We start from the raw sequence: 16469 nt of genomic DNA, 5'->3' as shown, positions 1-16469 counted from the left end.
CCACCACCCCCACCCGCACCAGGCCCGGGCCACCGGCGTCACAGCGGATCGCGGCGATGCCATCGTCACTGCGCCGGACCCAGCGGCCCCGGCCGACGCCATAGCAGGCCTTGAGCAGCACCAACGCCGTTGCCCACGTCACCACGGCGGTGAACAGCAGCAGGGGGACGTCGACGCTGTGGTTGCGGACGCTGCCGCGCACCACGACCGGATTCGGCAGGGGGCGGCCCGCATCATCGAGCAGATCCTGCAGCTGCACCGCCAGCTGGAAGCGTCCGCTCCGGCCCGGGCGCATGGCCAGCGCCAGCCCCGCGTCGCCCTCCTCCCAGGTGCCGCTCTCCCCCTCCTCCGCCCAGGTGCCGCTGGCCCGCCAGCCGTCCTTGGTGAGGCTCAGCACGGTGCGGCCGCCGCCATCGAGCAGGGCCACATTCAGCTCGACGCTGCTGTTGGGGGGGATCTCGGCCGCCAGCGTCAGCCGGGGGCTGCCCAGCCAGCCGTCCCGCAGCTCGAAGGGTGCGCTGAGCACCCTTTGGCCTTCGGGCACCACCATCACCAGCCGTCGGGGCCACTCCAGCGCCGAGACAGCCAGCACCAGCAACGGCAGCAGCGGCAGCAGCAGGCTGGCCAGCGGCCAGAGCAGCAAAGCCGGATCCCGCTGTCCGCCCGGGGAAGACGGCCCCATCAGCGGGCGGCCTCCGGGGTGTCCCTACGGTGGGGCCGGCTTTGCGATGCGGGGATGGTCAAACCACTGCTCCAGATGCTGCTGATGGTCGGCTGGACCTTTCTGGGCATCATCCTCATCTATCTCGGGCTCCTGCTCTTCGATCGCCTCTCCCCGATCGATTACCGGGCCGAGATCCGCCGCGGCAACATCGCCGCCGGGGTGGTGCTGGGGGCCGTAATCCTGGCGATCGCCGCCGTGGTGGTGGCGGTGCTCTCCACCTGAGCCGTCCCCGCCCCGCGACCCCTTGACCCCTTCCCCCGCGGCGGCGCTGCGGCCGATCGAGGCCTGGTTCACCAGCCGCGGCTGGCGGCCGATGCCGTTTCAGCGCCAGTGCTGGCGCGCCTACCTGGAGGGGGCCAGCGGCCTGATCCAGGTGCCCACCGGCTCGGGGAAGACCTACGCCGCCGTGATGGGGCCGATCGCCGACATGCTCAGCGAGAGCGGGGCCGCCGGGCCGGAGGGCGGCCTGCGGCTGCTGGTGCTGACGCCCCTGCGGGCCCTGAGCCGGGACCTGCTGCTGGCGATCCGGGAGCCGATCGAGGCCATGGGCTGGCCCCTGCGGGTGGGCCTGCGCAACGGCGACACCAGCAGCCATGAGCGGGGCAAACAGCTCAAGGCCCCGCCCCAGATCCTGATCACCACCCCCGAATCCCTCTCCCTGCTGCTGGCCGGGCCCCGGGCCGAGGCCCTGTTCGCCGATCTGGAGGCGGTGGTGATCGACGAGTGGCACGAGCTGATGGGCAGCAAGCGCGGCTCCCAGACCGAGCTCTGCCTGAGCTGGCTGCGGGGCCGGCGGCCCGCCCTGCGCACCTGGGCGATCAGCGCCACCATCGGCAACCTGGAGGAGGCGGCCCGGGCCGCGGTGGGGGTGGACGGCGAGCTGCGGATCATCACCGCCCGCATCCGGCGGGATACGCAGATCCGCAGCCTGCTGCCCGACACGATCGACGGCTTCCCCTGGGCCGGCCACCTGGGGCTGCGCATGTACGAGGAGCTGGTGGCCGCCCTGGACCCGGCCGTCTCCACCCTGCTGTTCACCAACACCCGCAACCAGGCCGAGCGCTGGCACCAGTGCCTGCGCTTCGCCTGCCCCGAGATGGACGGGGCCCTGGCCCTGCACCACAGCGCCATTGATCGGGCCCAGCGCGAGGCCATCGAGGCGGGGGTGAAGGCGGCGGCGATCCGCTGGGTGGTGTGCACCAGCTCCCTCGATCTGGGGGTCGACTTCCAGCCGGTGGAGCGGGTGGTGCAGATCGGCAGCGCCAAGAACCTGGCCCGGCTGCTGCAGCGGGCCGGCCGCTCGGCCCATCAGCCTGGCGGCACGGCCCAGGTGCTGTTCATGCCCACCAACGCCCTGGAGCTGCTGGAGGTGTCGGCCATGCGCCGGGGGCTGGGGGAGGGGCTGGTGGAGCACCGCCGCCCGCCCGCGGAGCCGCTCGATGTGCTGCTCCAGCACCTGGTGTCCCTGGCCTGCGGTCCGGGCTTCGAGCCCGAGGCCACCCTGGCGGCGGTGCGGCGCACCTGGAGCTACCGCCAGCTGGAGCGCCGTCGCTGGGACTGGTGTCTGCGCTTTCTCGAAGCCGGCGGCGACTGCCTGGGGGCCTACCCGCGCTACCGCAAGCTGGAGAGGGAGCCGGCTGCCGGAGCGCAAGCGGACGGGCCCTGGCGCTACGTGGTGCGGGAGCCGGCCATCGCCCGCCTGCACCGTCTCAACATCGGCACGATCAGCGCCGATCGGGCCGTGACCGTGCGCTTCGTGCGCGGCGCCGTGCTGGGCCATGTGGAGGAAGCCTTCGTCGGCCGGCTCAAGCCGGGGGATGTGTTCTTCTTCGCCGGCCGCCAGCTGGAGTTCGTGCGGCTGCGGGAGATGACGGCGATGGTGAAGGCCACCACGCGCCGCAGCGCCACGGTGCCCGCCTGGGGCGGCGGCCAGATGGCCCTTTCCGACCTGCTCAGCGCCCACCTGCGCCGGGAGGTCGACCGCTGTGCCCGCGCCCTCGACGGCGAATCGGGTTTCGACCTGGACACCGCCGAGCTGCGGGCCCTGGAGCCCCTGCTGGAGCGCCAGGTGCAGCTCTCCGCGCTGCCCCGCACGCACCAGTTTCTGGTGGAGCTGTGCCACACCCGGGAGGGCAGCCATCTCTACTCCTACCCCTTCGAGGGCCGCTTCGTGCACGAGGGCCTCGGCTTCCTGTGGTCGTGGCGGCTGGCCCGGCACCACCCCGGCACCTTCACGGTGTCGGTGAACGACTACGGCTTCGAGCTGCTCGCCCCCCGCGGCTACCCCTTCGAGGAGCTGCTCGCTCAGCACGCCGGGAGCCTGCTGGATCCCGCCGGGCTGCTGGAGGACCTGGAGCGGGCCGTGAACCTCTCGGAGCTCTGCCGCCGCCGCTTCCGCTCCATCGCCCAGGTGAGCGGCCTGGTGCTCAACGGCTACCCCGGCCAGGCCCGCTCCGGCGGCCAGCTGCAGATCAGCGCCGCCCTGCTGTTCGATGTCTTCCAGCGCCATGAACCCGGCAATCTGCTGCTGGCCCAGGCCCGCGGCGAGGTGCTGGAGGAGCAGCTCGACCTCGGTCGGCTGATCGGCACCCTGGAGCGGCTGCAGGGGAGCGAGTGGCTGGAGCGGCACCCGCCCCGCCCCGGGCCCATGGCCTTCCCGCTGCTGGCGGAGCGGCTCAACAACCGGATGAGCAACGAATCGCTGCTGGAGCGCCTGGAGCGGCTGCGCCGGCAGGCCTGCCGGGCCGAGGGGCTCTGAGTCGCCCAAGGGCGGTCAGGGCAGGAAGGAACGGAGGGGGTGGGATTCGAACCCACGGAATCTTGCGATTCGCCGGTTTTCAAGACCGGAGCCATCAACCACTCGACCACCCCTCCAGGCTGGACGGCCTGCCGACCCTGTCGGAAGCCACGCCATGCTCCCATGGAGGGGCGGGCGGCGCCTACAGCCGGCTGGGCAGCCCCTTGCAGCCGCCGGGGATGGTCTGCCGGGAGCGGAGCCCGCTCCAGGCCGCCAGGTAGGTCCGGCTGGCCGGATCCAGCTGGCGCACCCCCGACAGATTGACGTTCTCCACCAGGGCGCCGGTGCCGGCACCGCCGACGTGGTCCGGCGGCTGCTGGGGCTGGGGCGGGGTGGCCTCCAAGGGGTCGCCGTAGAAGAAGCGGGTGCCCTGAAGGGACGCCCCCTGCAGGTTGGCGCCGGCCAGATTGACGCGTGAGAGATTCGCCTCCGCCAGATCGGCGCCGGAGAGGTCGGCACCGGAGAGGTCGGCACCGTTGAAGTCAATGGCCCGCAGGTCGGTGCCGGCGAGGTCGGCCCCCCGCAGCATGCTCTGCAGGCGGATCACCGGGACGCCCCGCGGCCGGTCCTCCTCGTAGCTGCCCTCGCCGTCAAGGATGGCGCGCCCCAGCCGCTGGTCCCGGCGCAGGGGCGTGAGCAGCCGGGCGTGGGAGAGAAAGCGCAGGATGCGGGCCTTGCCGTCGCCGTCGATGCTGCTCAGGACGGCGGCCAGGCGCCCCTCCGCCAGCATCCGCTCCAGGGGCCAGTCCTCCAGCAGCCCCTCCTCGTCGCTGATCAGCTCGGAGATGCCGTGGATGAAGCTGTCGATGGTCTGGGCCTGGGTGATGCGGTTCTGCTGGGTGGTGAGCCGCTGGTCCACCATCACCTGGCGCCAGGCGATCATCAGGGCCACCAGGGCCACGAGGATCTGGCCGATGGCCCCGATGACGCCTTCGCCGAAGGCGCCGATCGCCTCCCAGTCGCCGTTGCGGTAGATCGCCAGCAACGGGTCGAACCAGCCCAGGGCCAGGGGGATCGACAGCAGCGCCAGCACCAGGGACACCAGCGCCAGCAGCCGAACCGTGGGGGGTTCCTCCAGCTGGCGGGCCAGGAGCTGCCAGAGGGGCGGCAGCAGCTGCCGCAGGGCCAGGACCGCGACCAGCAGGGCCGCCGGCAGAGCCAGCCAGGCCAGGCCCAGGATCAGGGCCGCCTGCAGGACCAGGAGGGTGAGCAGCAGCTGCAGGCCGGCTCCATGGCGCAGGCGGGTCCAGAGACCACCGGAGCGCAGGGCGGGGGGCGGGGCGGAGGCGGGGGCGGTCAGCGGACGGTCGTCCGGCTTCGTGCTCATGGAACGGTGTTGCCCTGAAAGAAGAAGCCGGCCGCCAGGATGGCGTAGGCCGCCAGCAGCAGCACCCCCTCCAGCCAGTCGGAGCGGCCGTCGAGGCTGACCAGATTGCTCACCAGCACCGCGGTCGCCACCGCCACCAGCTCATAGACGTTGAAGCTGAGGTCGAGGGGATGGCCGAGCAAGGGAGCCACCAGCAGCAGCACCGGCACCACCAGCAACCCCACCAGCAGGGTGGAGCCCAGGGCCACCGACACCGCCAGGTCCATCTTGTCCTTGCGGGCCATGCTCACCGCGGTGAGGTATTCCGCCGCGCCGCCCAGCAGGGGAAGCAGGACCACGCCGGTGAACAGGGCCGAGAGGCCCAGGGACTCGGTGACGGTCTCCACCACGCCGACGAACAGCTCGGAGGCGTAGGCCAGGCCGACGGTGGCCGCCAGCAGGACCGCAACCCAGGGGAGCAGGGGCGGCTTGGGGCCGCTGCCTTCACCATGGGCCGGCTCCCCGCCCTCCACTCCCAGCTCGACCTCCGCCACCGCATAGAGGGTGCGGTGAGTCTTCAGGGAAAACAGCAGCGTCAGGCCGTAGACGGCCAGCAGCACCCAGGCCACGAACAGGGAAAAGGACTCGGCGGCGCCCGCGTCAAGGCCCCCGGCGCCATCGCCCACCATGCCCCGCAGGCTCGGGATCAGGATCGCCAGGACGGCCAGGGTCATGGCCGAGCCGTTCACCCGTGCCACCACCGGCTGGAAGCGCTGCTCGCTGCGGCCGATCCCACCGACCAGCATCGACAGGCCGAGGGCCAGCAGCAGATTGGCCATCACCGTGCCCGTGATGCTGGCCTTGACGATGTCCACCAGGCCGGCCCGCAGGGCCGCCAGGGCGATGATCAGTTCGGTGGCATTGCCGAACAGGGCATTCAGCAGGGCGCCGATCGAGGGCCCGAGGGTGAGGGAGAGCTCCTCGGTGGCGGTGCTGAGCAGGATCGCCAGTGGAATGATCGACAGGATCGAGGCGACGAAGACGACCCCATCCCCCCAGTGGAGCCGGTCCGCCGCCGCAGCCACCGGCAGCATCGCCAGCAGGCCGGTGGCGATGCGCAGGCGAGGGGGCATGAAGAAGGTAAGGCGATGACCCATTCTGACCGACTGTTGATGCCCAGGCCCATGGCCGGGCGTGGTGATGAAGACGGCGCGGCAGGGATGTTCGGCTCAGAATGGCCCCAGCAGCATGCTCCGGATTGCCCGACACCCTGCAGGCCAGCATGGGTCCGAAGAACCCCCAGGCGATGACCATCCCCGTCGAGCGCCCCGTTGACGGCGGGCCGGTGCAGCGCCTCAGTCGGCGTCTCAGGGTGCGTTTCGGGCCCCGGAAACCACCGGGAGGACAGCCTCCGTCACGGCCACCGGAGGCGTCGATTCAGCAGGTCTTCACGCTGATTGCGATTGTCAATGGTCTGGTTCTTCTGTACTTGGTCATCGCCGGCATTCAGCTGCTGCGGGTTCCCGGCAGCCGGTCAGCGGAGATCTATGTCTCCTTGATTCTGACCCTGCTGCTGGTCATCCTGGCGATCATCTCCTATCAGATCATTGCCAGACGCATCATCCTGCCGATCGCCCGACTGGTCAGGGAGGCCAGCGCGATCGAGAGCGACGACATGACCAGTCTGCTGACGATCCGGAGCAACGATGAGATCTCCAGGCTGGCCAAGGCCTTCAACATCGTGCTCACCAAGATGCGGCAGGCGCTGATCGCCGGTGAGGCCAGCAACCGTCTACTGCTGGAAGCGAACCGCCAGATCGAGTCCTCCATCAACTATGCGGGGCTGCTGCAGCGCTCGATCCTTCCGGACCGCCAGCTGCAGGAAACCTTCGGCAACGACTATTTCATCCTCTGGCTGCCACGGGATACGGTTGGTGGTGACTACTACATCTTCCACTCGGAAGGCGGTCACTGCCTGGCCGGTGTGGCCGACTGCGCCGGCCACGGCGTTTCCGGAGCGATGATGACGATGCTCGCCAGGGCGGGGATCGATCGCTCGATCATGGAGGTGGGCATCACCTCACCGGCGGCCATCCTGAACTGCACCGACACCGCGATGCGCACCCTGCTGCATGGCGCCAGGATGAGCAGGTCGATCGCCACCAGCATGGACATCGGGCTGGTTCGGCTTGACTTCGAAGCCAGGACACTTAGATTCTCGGGGGCAAAGATCAGTCTCTATTGGAGTGATGGGCAAACCATGCACATGCTCAGGGGAGACCATCGGGCCATCTGCGACCAACGGGTCGGCTCCTACACCGACCACGATGTTCCCTTGCTGCCGGACTGCACCTACTACCTCACCACCGACGGCCTGCTGGACCAGTCAGGTGGTGACAACGGCTTTTCCCTCGGCACCCAGCAATTCAAGGAATGGCTGATCGGGCTGGCCCGCCAGCCACTGGAGCAGCAGCGCCAGGCCCTGGCCGATGCCCTTGAGCAGTTTCGCGGCAGCCATCCCCAACGGGATGACATCACGATCCTTTCCTTCCGTTTCTCCTAGAGGCCCGACTGATGTCCCATGCGACCCTATTCAGCAAACCCTTCTCCTGGCTCGCCAACCCGACGCAAGGGCGCATCTCGGAGCTGAAGCGATGACGATCACCACCACCAGTCTGATGTCCCTGAGGGAGTTCTTCAGTGATTATCGGATCCTCATCTGTTTCAATGGACCGATCTCCACCACCCTGATCGGCGAGATCGGTTCAGCCCTCAAGGAACACATCGAGTCCCATCACGCGCCCGAACTGGAAGTGATGGATGTGTTCAGTGTGTATATCGAAATGAGTCAGAATATCAGGAATTATGCCACCAGCCATGGCTTCAGCGATGCCGAGTCCTCCGCCACGGTCGTGATTGCGGCCGCCGAGGCTGGCCATTACGCCGTCTGTGCAGGTAACCTCGTTGAGATGGAGGATGGTAAGGCCCTGCTGAAGCGGATCCACGAACTCGCCGCCTGCGACAAGCCCCAGCTGAAGGTGCTCTACAAACAGCAGCTGCGCCAGCCCCACTCCCAGACCCCGGGCCAGGGCGCCGGCCTGGGTCTCATTGAGATTGCCAGGCGTTCGAGCCAACCCATGGAGGCCTCCCTTGACCCCCTTGAGCCCGGTCGCGCCTTCTTCAGCCTTCGGGCCATCATCTGATCCCATGAGCAGCAGCGAAGAACTGAACCTGTCAGTGCCGGGCTCCCAGTCCAGCCCTTCGATCCGTGCGGACTGGAAGGCCGGCGTGGTGGTGATGAGCGGGGAGTCCTATCCTGAGAATTCGTTTGAGCTCTACGACCAGCTGATTCAGTGGATTGAGTCCTATCTGTCCACCGCCAACCAATCCCTGACCCTCGAGCTGCATCTCAACTATCTCAACACCAGCAGCATTCGCTTCATGATCGACATCTTTGATCTGCTCCAGACGTCTTTTGATGAAGGCAAGGAGGTGCTGGTCCAGTGGATGTTCGATGACCGAAACCCCCGATCCGCCGAGCTGGGTTCCGAGTTCAAGGAAGATTACACCTTTCCATTCCTGATCCTTTCCATCAACGCCTGACATGCCCGAGACTTCCGGCCCCAAATCTGACGATCAGCTGGAACAGGAAGTCATGGCCGTCCTGGCTGACCAGCGCTACGACAATGATCCGGTCCGAAACCTGCTGGCCAGATTGTGGCACCGCATCGAAGAGCAGGTGGACCGCCTGGAACGGGTGGCCGATATCTCCGATCTCTATCAATCCCACGTTCTGGAGAGCAACCGCAGCCTCACGAATCGCTATGAGAAGCAGCTGCGCCAGATCAAACGCGTGGTGCGCATCTCCGACCTTTATCAGGCCTCACTCAAGGAGGTGAACCTCACCCTGTTCGAAGCCTCAACCCATGACGCCCTGACGGGGATCTCCAATCGTCGCTTCATGGCGGAACGCTGTCTTGAGGAGGATCAGCGGGCTAGCAGGCATGGCTCCACCTATTCGATGATCATCCTGGATGTAGACCACTTCAAGTTGATCAACGACGAATATGGCCACGCCACCGGCGATCTGATGCTGGTGGATTTCGTCAAGGCCCTCTCCGGCAGTCTCCGCCACTACGACATCATCGCCCGCTGGGGTGGGGAGGAATTCCTGGCCCTGCTGATTGATGCCGATCTCGCCACGGCCGAGGGCGTGGCCAAGCGCATGCTGGCCAACATCCGCAGCATGCGCGTCTCGATCGACGACATGGAGCTGAAGCTCACCGCCAGCATGGGCCTGACCGAGCACAAAGCCGAAGAGAACTACGACGCCACCTTCCGCCGGGCCGACAAGGCCCTGCTGATGGCCAAGAACTGCGGACGCGATCGCCTCGTGGTGATCGATCCCGGCGATCCCCTCAGCCACCGGGAGATCAGTACCCTGACCGCCACCGCCGAGTAGGGGGCGGCCTTACCACCAACGCCGGCGGCCGGTGGGCCGCCGGCGAAGGCTCAGGACTCAGGCTTGGCGAGCGGCAGCAGGCACTTGTCGGAATCGCAACCGGCCGGGCCGGCTTCGACCAGCTCGCCGCGGTCGTACTTCTGCAGGGCGAGGAAGAAATCGCCGCAGACGCGCCGCTGCTCGACCTCCGCCACCATCCGGGTGTAGGTGGCCTGATCGATCGGCTCGAAGGGCAGCCGCGGGAAGGTGGCGTTGGCATCGAAACGGGCCAGGAGCGCGGCCGAGATGTAGCCCTCCCCGTTCTCGATGGCGTGGTGGATTGCGGCGGCCAGGGGCTCAATCTCGTGCTCGCGGAATTCCACCGTCGCCGAGGTGTTGTGGGTGGTGTAGTGCCGCTGCACCTGCATGTAAAAGTCGAACTGGGCCAGGGCCGAGAAGTTGTTGATCTCCACCCGGTCGGCCCCGGGCAGGTTGGCCCAGCTCACCTCAGTGGGGATCTCCACCAGCCATTCGGTGCAGCGAGGATCGAAGGGATCATTCAGCAGCCGCCCCTGCTCATCCTTGTCGGACTGGGAGGGAACGATTGCGTAGCCGTACTCCATGCAGGCCAGGGCCACCGGATCGTTCTTGCGGAAGGTGATGCGGCGGATGAAGCGCTGGGCCTTGGGGGGATGCCAGCCGGGGCTGGCACCGGTGAGCAGGCTCTTGGTGCCGGCCGGCTGGACGGTGGTGCAGCGGTTGGGACGGCGCATGCCGTGGCGGTCGCAGTAATCCCACACCGCCTGGTGCACCCAATCCTTCCAGCGGGACAGGTAGGCCGCCTCCTGCTGGCGGAACGCCCGGCCCTCCTCGCTGTCGGGACGACCCGCCTCCCACCACTGCAGCCAGGGGGTGCCGAAGGCGTGGACGAAGAAGTCGAACAGGCCCGTGAAGCTGACCCCCACGATCGGATCCCAGGCCCGGCTGCGGCGGTAGCGCTCCACCTCGAAGCGGTGGTTCAGCAGGCAGGCCACCGCCAGCCCCCCGGCCCGGAAGGCGTCCTCCTGGGCCTGGTGGTCGGCCGGGTCGATCCGGTTGAGGTGGATCTCCGCCAGGTTGCAGTGGAAATCGGCGCCGAGAATCTCACCGCAGGGGTTGAGGCCGTAGCGGCCGAGCCGATGTTCGAGCTCGTCAGCGCCGATCCCGGGGTGGTGCAGCTGCAGCCAGCGGCCGGCTTCCTCCCGTCCCTGGTCGCAGTAAATGCCGATGAACTCGGTGCGCAGCTCCGGGGTTGTGAGCAGGTCGGCGTTGGAGCGGGCGATGGCCTCGGGAGCGAACTGGATCGCCCCCTCTCCCGACTGGAACTGCTTGGTGACCGCTTCCAGCACCACCTCGCGGCTGGGGCGCACGTGGAACACCCGGGTGTGGTTGGCCATGCGCAGGGCGTCCCGCTCGGGATCGATGCGCCAGTTGCCCTGCTCGTCCTGCTGCCAGAGGTTTTCCTTGGCACCGAGGGCGGAATCGTCGTCGGCGCAGAACTGGCGCATGCCGGCGCTGCGGCGGATGTTGCCGGCCACGATCGTGACCGCCGCCTCATCGATCAACAGGCAGCACTCCACCGAGGTGAGCTGGCGGCCCCGGGCCTTGTTGAGGATCTGGGCGACGCGGCCGTAGAGATCCTTCAGCTTGACCGGATTGGCCATGCCGCCGAAGCCCTTGAGGGTTTCCCCCACCGGCCGCACGTCCGACAGGTCGACCGAGACGTGAACGGGGCCGTCGAAGCGCTCGTCGCTGCAGAGGTTGAGCAGCAGCCGGTAGCTCTCCACCCAGCCGGCGCGGGTGTCGCCGACGCGGACGCTGACGTGATGGCCCTCGATCGTGTGGGTGGTCTGCTGCTGGCGGGAGCCGATCGGTGTGAGGCCGATGTCGGTGACGCCGTCGATGACGAGGGTGTTGCGCACCTTCGGCAGCCGGCTGATCAGGTGGGGCTCGATGATGGCGCCGGTGCCGCAGCCCATCATCGCCAGATCCATCATCAGGGCGAAGGCTTCCCAGTCCACCAGATTGGTGGAGGTGCAGTTGTAGGCCCCGGAGAAGTTCTCGGATTGCTCGATCCATTCGGTGCCGCCGATCCACAGCCAGCGGCCGGAGGGCAGGGCCATCTGGTGGCGCTGCATGCGTCGGATCAGCTCCACCTCGGAGGCGTCGAGGGAGCCGAGCACCCGCAGTCCCTCCAGGTTGCGCTCAGCCACCTCGTGCCAGCTCTCCCGACCGCCGCTCGCGGTCTTGCGGCTGTAGGTGCGATAGAAGACCGGATAGGCCGCCGGGGCAGTGACCGGGAAATCCGCCGCCGGCGCTGCCGTCGCGTCGCTGCCGGCGGAGGTCGCCCCGGCAGAGGTCGCCGCCGTGGCGGGGTTGGCTGGACGGGCGGCGGAGAGGGTCACGGGGGGTACGGCCGGATCGTGTTGCGCACCATAACGCCACCTGTAGGGTCTGCAACGCCCTGACCACCCCAGCCACGGTGCCTGTGGTGCCGGAGGGGATGCTGGAGCGATGGAGCGGATCTGTGAACCGGAGCTGATGGACGAGCCGCTGCAGGCCGAGGCCTACGCGGCGGCGGATTTCTCCAGCGGAGACCGGGCGGTGCTGGAGCGGATCGAGGCCCTCCCCGCCTTCCGGGGGAGCGGCGACGGGGAAGGGCTGAGCGTCGTGGATCTGGGCTGCGGACCGGGGAACATCACCTTTCTGGTGGCGCGCCGGTGGCCCGGGGCCCGGGTGCTGGGCATCGACGGATCGGCGGCGATGCTGGCCATCGCCGAGCAACGGCGCCTGGCGGATCCGGTCGCCCACCGTCAGGTGCGTTTCCAGCGGCTGGTGCTGCCCAGCCCCCAGCTGGCGGGCCCCTGCAGCGCTGTGGTCAGCAACAGCCTGCTGCACCATCTCCATGACCCGGGCGTGTTCTGGCGGGCCGTGAAGCAGCTCACTGGGCCGGGCACCAGCCTCTACGTGCGGGATCTGCGCCGGCCGGCGACCGCCGCGGACCTAGAGGCCGTGGTGGCCCGCCATGTGGGTGCGGCGCCGGCGGTGCTGCGGCGGGACTACGCCCATTCCCTGCGGGCGGCCTTCAGCACCGCCGAGGTGAGGGCACAGCTGGAGGCCGCCGGGCTGGGGGGGCTGGAGGTTCGGGAGCTGGACGACCGCTACCTGGAGATCCAGGGCCACGGCCTGCCTGGCAGGCTGGGCCCATGACCAGCCGACCCCCCTCCGTCCCCGCAGCGGACAGCGAAACCGCGGCCCTGGCGGCGGCGGTGAGCCGACGCCGCAACTTCGCCATCATTTCCCACCCCGATGCGGGCAAGACGACCCTGACGGAAAAACTGCTGCTCTACGGCGGGGCCATCCAGCAGGCCGGGGCGGTGAAGGCCAAGGGGGAGCAGCGCAAGGTGACCTCCGACTGGATGGAGCTGGAGAAGCAGCGCGGCATCTCGATCACCTCCACCGTGCTCCAGTTCGACTACGCCGGCAGCACGATCAACCTGCTCGACACCCCCGGCCACCAGGACTTCTCGGAGGACACCTACCGCACCCTGGCCGCCGCCGACAATGCCGTGATGCTGGTGGATGCGGCCAAGGGCCTGGAGCCCCAGACCCGCAAGCTGTTCGAGGTCTGCCGGATGCGGCGGATTCCCATCTTCACTTTCGTCAACAAGATGGACCGGCCGGGGCGCGAGCCCCTCGAGCTGATCGACGAGATCGAGCAGGAGCTGGGGCTGGCCTGCTGGCCCGTGAACTGGCCGATCGGCAGCGGCGACCGCTTCCGCGGCGTCATCGACCGGCGCTCCCAGGATCTGCTGCTGTTCGAGCGGGCCGAGCGGGGCCGCCAGAGCCTGGAGCGGCGCCTGCCCCCCGGCGATCCCGAGCGGGCCGATCTGGTGGAGGCGGAGCTGCTGGGGCTGGCGCAGGAGGAACTGGAGCTGGTGGAGGGGGCCGGTGCGGCGCTGGACCTGGAGCGGGTGCACGCCGGTGAGCTGAGCCCGGTGTTCTTCGGTTCGGCGATGACCAATTTCGGCGTGCGCCCCTTCCTCGATGCCTTCCTGGAGCTGGCCCAGCCGCCGGTGGCCCGGGAGAGCGACCAGGGCCCGGTGGATCCGCTGCGGCCGGAGTTCAGCGGCTTCGTCTTCAAGCTGCAGGCCAACATGGATCCCCGCCACCGGGACCGGGTCGCTTTCGTGCGGGTCTGCAGCGGCCGCTTCGAGAAGGACATGAACGTGCGCCACGCCCGCAGCGGACGCACCATCCGCCTGTCCCGCCCGCAGAAGCTGTTCGGCCAGGACCGGGAGGTGGTGGACGACGCCTACCCCGGCGATGTGATCGGCCTCAACAATCCCGGCATGTTCGCCATCGGCGACACCCTCTACACCGGTGCACGGGTGGAGTACGAGGGCATTCCCTGCTTCAGCCCGGAAATCTTTGCCTGGCTGCGCAACCCCAACCCCTCGGCGTTCAAGAGTTTCCGCAAGGGGGTGAACGAGCTGCGGGAGGAGGGGGCCGTTCAGGTGCTCTACGACACCGACCCCAGCAAGCGGGACCCGATCCTGGCGGCGGTGGGCCAGCTGCAGCTGGAGGTGGTGCAATACCGGCTGGAGAACGAGTACGGCGTCACCAGTCGGCTCGAACCGCTGGAATTCAGCGTCGCCCGCTGGGTGAGCGGCGGCTGGCCGGCGCTGGAGCGGGTGGGGCGGCTGTTCAACTGCAAGACGGTCCGTGACGCCTGGGACCGGCCCGTGCTGCTGTTCCGCAACGACTGGAACCTGCACCAGCTTCAGGAGGACCATCCCGAGCTGGAGCTGCACGGGGTGGCGCCGGTGGTGAGCGGGGTGGAGCCGATCGCCCTCTGACCCCGGGTCGTATCGGGGTCGGGTCGGGGCCGTGTCGCGGCCGGCGCGGGGGAACCCCTCCCTCGCGCCATGCCGGCGGAGGGGGCAGAATGAAGCAACAATTCGTCACGCCGCAACGGACGGTCACTGCGATGCCTCGATCCGTGACGCCATCCCCGCTCTGGCTTGTGCGTCCCCGCAGCGACGGGGGCAGTGATTACGTCAGCTTCCAGCCCTCCCAGGGAGCCGTGGAGATGCGTGAAGGCAGCCACCTGCCGCCGCAGATGCCCCTGCTCAAGCGGCGCCGGTCCCTGGCCATCGAGGAGGCGGAGGCCTGCCGTCGCCGTCTGCAACAGGAAGCCGGATATCACCGCAGTGAACCGCTTTTTTAGCCCTGGCTCGATACGCTCGGTGGTATGAACCAAGGATCCGCCCAGCCCCAGCCGGCCCCTGACGCCTCCGATCCGTACGAGCGGCTGGGCGTCGCCCCGGATGCCTCCTTCGACACGGTCCAGGAGGCCAAGCTGGCCCGACTCAGAGAGGCCGGCGATGATCCGATGGTGCGCTCCCGCATCGAGGCGGCCTACGACGCCGTGCTGATGGATCGGCTCAAGGAACGCCAGCAGGGAAGGGTCAGCAGCGCCGCCCGCTCTGCCTCCCAGCGGGAGCAGGCCTCACCACCCCCGAGCCGGCCGGCCCTTTCGGCCCTGCCCAGCCTCCCCCAGCTTCCCCCCTCCCGCCTGCCCCGCCCCAGCTTCTCGCTGCCCCGGCTGCAGTTGGCGAGCGGCCGGGAGCTCTGGTTTCCCCTGGCCGCCGACGGTGTGCTGCTGGTGCTGCTGGTGCTGATGCCCGGCGCCGCCCCCGAGCTGCTCACGGCCCTGGCCACCGGCGTCACCCTGCTCAATCTGCAGCGGCGTAACGGACGCTTCCTGGCATCGGTGGGCTGGTCCTTCGCCCTGCTCTGCCTGGGGCTGGTCCTCGGCGGTCTTCTGGCCGGTGGGCTGGGGGCCTCCCTCAGCCAGACCCTGCCGGTCACCACCCTCCAGCTGCAGAGCCTCCCGGCCATCCTGCTGCTGCTGCTCGGTGCCCTCCTGATCGCCTGAGCGCTTCAAGCCACGGCGGCCAGCTCGTCGATCAGCTCCTGGAGCTCCTGGGCCCCCACCCGGTAGACCTCGCTGCAGAAATGGCAGGTCAGCTCCGCCTGGCCGTCCTCGCTGAGCATGGCGCTGAGTTCGTCGCGGCCCAGGAGCCGCAGGGCGCTGACGCTGCGGTGACGGCTGCAGGGGCAGTGGAAGCGCACCGGCTGCTCGATCGGAGCCGCCTCGAGGGGCTGGGGATCGAGATCCGGAAAGATGTCCTCGAACAGGGCCTGGAGCTGGTGGGCATGGGTGGCGAGCCGCTCACTGAAGCCGGTGATCTCCCGGCAGCGCTCCTCCAGCAGGGCCACCAGGGCCGGCTCCCGCGCCGCCTTCGGCAGCACCTGGACCAGCACCCCACCGGCGCAGCGCACGCCGGAACTGTCGATCGTCTCCCCCACGAACAGGGCCGAGGGGGTCTGCTCGGAATGGAGCAGGTAGGAGGCCACGTCCTCCCCGATGCCGCCGCTCACCAACTCCACGGTGCTGCTGAAGGGTTCGCCCTGGCCCCGGTCCCGCACGACGTGCAGGTAGCCGGTGCCGGTGGCGCGGCGGAAATCGAAGCGGTGCCCACCGGCCGCGTCGGCGAGCAGGTCGAGCTCCAGGTCGGGGCGGCCCACGTAGCCCCGCACGGTGCCGTCCCGGCCCGCATCCACCATCAGACCCCGCAGGGGTCCGTCGGACTGGATGCGCAGATTCACACGGCCGTGGGCCACCTTCATCGAGCTGGCCAGCAGCAGCCCCGCCGTCATGGCTCGGCCCAGCAGGGCCGTGGTGAGAAAGGAGAGCCCATGGCGATCGCTGGCCACGCGGCTGGCCGCGGTGGTGGTGACCCCGACCATGCGGATGCCGCCACCGGCACCGGTGGCCCTCAGCAGGCTGTCGCCAGCGACCCGTCCCCCCATCAAGCCATCTCCCACCGTCCGCCGGTCATCGTAAGGAGGCGGATCGCGGCGCCTCCAGGGGACCCAGGCTGCCGCCCTCCAGCCGCCAGCCGTGGTCGATCACACCCCGGAACAGCTCGGGTTCATGGGTCACCACCAGCAGGGCCCGCTCCCGGGCCAGGTCGGCCAGCAGCTGCAGCACCTCCTCCCGCACGGTCCAGTCGAGGCCGGCGGTGGGCTCATCCAGCAGCAGCACCCGGGCATCGCGCACCAGCTGCACCGCCAGCGCCAGGCGCCGCTGCTG

Annotated in this window: 16 protein-coding genes and 1 tRNA gene; 10 read left to right on the top strand and 7 right to left on the bottom strand. The window is 68.9% G+C overall.

Going from position 1 to position 16469, the window contains the following annotated elements:
- On the bottom strand, nt 1-682 hold a 682-nt coding region (locus VB734_RS05130; protein ID WP_323243036.1), incomplete at its 3' end, for a hypothetical protein.
- 54 nt (nt 683-736) lie between these two features.
- Here VB734_RS05130 and VB734_RS05125 point away from each other — a divergent pair.
- On the top strand, nt 737-946 hold the full coding sequence (locus VB734_RS05125) for a DUF350 domain-containing protein (RefSeq protein WP_216908808.1): 210 nt from the start codon (nt 737-739) through the stop codon (nt 944-946).
- 22 nt (nt 947-968) lie between these two features.
- Complete coding sequence (locus tag VB734_RS05120) at nt 969-3482, top strand: ligase-associated DNA damage response DEXH box helicase (RefSeq protein WP_323243035.1); 2514 nt, start codon at nt 969-971, stop codon at nt 3480-3482.
- Between the two features lie 31 nt (nt 3483-3513).
- Here the strand turns inward: VB734_RS05120 and VB734_RS05115 are convergent.
- The 3 genes from VB734_RS05115 to cax all read right to left on the bottom strand — a co-directional run bounded on the left by VB734_RS05115 (nt 3514) and on the right by cax (nt 5960).
- A tRNA-Ser gene (locus VB734_RS05115) sits at nt 3514-3598 on the bottom strand.
- 65 nt (nt 3599-3663) lie between these two features.
- Nucleotides 3664-4848, bottom strand: a complete 1185-nt coding sequence (locus VB734_RS05110) for a pentapeptide repeat-containing protein (RefSeq protein ID WP_323243034.1) — start codon at nt 4846-4848, stop codon at nt 3664-3666.
- The gene (gene cax, locus VB734_RS05105; protein ID WP_323243033.1) at nt 4845-5960 is read right to left on the bottom strand and encodes a calcium/proton exchanger; all 1116 of its coding nucleotides are present in this window, start codon (nt 5958-5960) and stop codon (nt 4845-4847) included. Before cax ends, VB734_RS05110 begins: the two co-directional genes overlap by 4 nt.
- Nucleotides 5961-6085: 125 nt before the next feature.
- Here cax and VB734_RS05100 point away from each other — a divergent pair, with 125 nt between their 5' ends.
- The 4 genes from VB734_RS05100 to siaD all read left to right on the top strand — a co-directional run bounded on the left by VB734_RS05100 (nt 6086) and on the right by siaD (nt 9289).
- Nucleotides 6086-7390, top strand: coding sequence for a SpoIIE family protein phosphatase (locus VB734_RS05100; RefSeq protein ID WP_323243032.1), 1305 nt, complete (start codon nt 6086-6088; stop codon nt 7388-7390).
- 91 nt (nt 7391-7481) lie between these two features.
- A complete protein-coding gene (gene siaB / locus VB734_RS05095) occupies nt 7482-8030 on the top strand; it encodes a biofilm regulation protein kinase SiaB (RefSeq protein ID WP_323243031.1) in 549 nt (182 codons plus the stop codon).
- Nucleotides 8031-8034: 4 nt separating this feature from the next.
- Nucleotides 8035-8430 carry a biofilm regulation phosphoprotein SiaC gene (gene siaC / locus VB734_RS05090; RefSeq protein ID WP_323243030.1) on the top strand — a complete coding sequence of 132 codons (396 nt, stop codon included), beginning with the start codon at nt 8035-8037 and terminating at the stop codon, nt 8428-8430.
- A gap of 1 nt (nt 8431) precedes the next feature.
- Nucleotides 8432-9289, top strand: coding sequence for a biofilm regulation diguanylate cyclase SiaD (siaD, locus tag VB734_RS05085; RefSeq protein ID WP_323243029.1), 858 nt, complete (start codon nt 8432-8434; stop codon nt 9287-9289).
- A gap of 50 nt (nt 9290-9339) precedes the next feature.
- Here the strand turns inward: siaD and nrdJ are convergent, their stop codons facing one another.
- Nucleotides 9340-11712, bottom strand: coding sequence for a ribonucleoside-triphosphate reductase, adenosylcobalamin-dependent (gene nrdJ / locus VB734_RS05080; RefSeq protein ID WP_323243028.1), 2373 nt, complete (start codon nt 11710-11712; stop codon nt 9340-9342).
- A 109-nt stretch (nt 11713-11821) separates the two neighbouring features.
- Between nrdJ and VB734_RS05075 the strand changes: the two genes are divergently transcribed.
- The 4 genes from VB734_RS05075 (at nt 11822) to VB734_RS05060 (ending at nt 15248) form a co-directional block, all read left to right on the top strand.
- Nucleotides 11822-12517 (top strand): class I SAM-dependent methyltransferase, encoded by a 696-nt coding sequence (locus tag VB734_RS05075; RefSeq protein ID WP_323243027.1) that lies wholly within the window; start codon nt 11822-11824, stop codon nt 12515-12517.
- Complete coding sequence (locus VB734_RS05070; RefSeq protein ID WP_323243026.1) at nt 12514-14166, top strand: peptide chain release factor 3; 1653 nt, start codon at nt 12514-12516, stop codon at nt 14164-14166. Before VB734_RS05075 ends, VB734_RS05070 begins: the two co-directional genes overlap by 4 nt.
- A 131-nt stretch (nt 14167-14297) precedes the next feature.
- Entirely contained in the window at nt 14298-14537 is a 240-nt protein-coding gene (locus VB734_RS05065; protein ID WP_106220086.1) for a hypothetical protein, read from the top strand.
- A 24-nt stretch (nt 14538-14561) separates the two neighbouring features.
- Nucleotides 14562-15248, top strand: a complete 687-nt coding sequence (locus VB734_RS05060; RefSeq protein WP_323243025.1) for a CPP1-like family protein — start codon at nt 14562-14564, stop codon at nt 15246-15248.
- Nucleotides 15249-15253: 5 nt separating this feature from the next.
- Here VB734_RS05060 and hslO read toward each other — a convergent pair whose 3' ends face one another.
- Together hslO and VB734_RS05050 are read right to left on the bottom strand one after the other, a co-directional pair.
- Nucleotides 15254-16186, bottom strand: coding sequence for an Hsp33 family molecular chaperone HslO (gene hslO, locus VB734_RS05055; protein WP_323243024.1), 933 nt, complete (start codon nt 16184-16186; stop codon nt 15254-15256).
- A gap of 25 nt (nt 16187-16211) precedes the next feature.
- Nucleotides 16212-16469 (bottom strand): AAA family ATPase (locus tag VB734_RS05050; RefSeq protein WP_323243023.1); only part of this gene is annotated, 258 nt, incomplete at its 5' end.

This window comes from Synechococcus sp. BA-124 BA4 (assembly GCF_034931165.1).
This window is presented reverse-complemented; position numbering and strand designations above follow the sequence as displayed.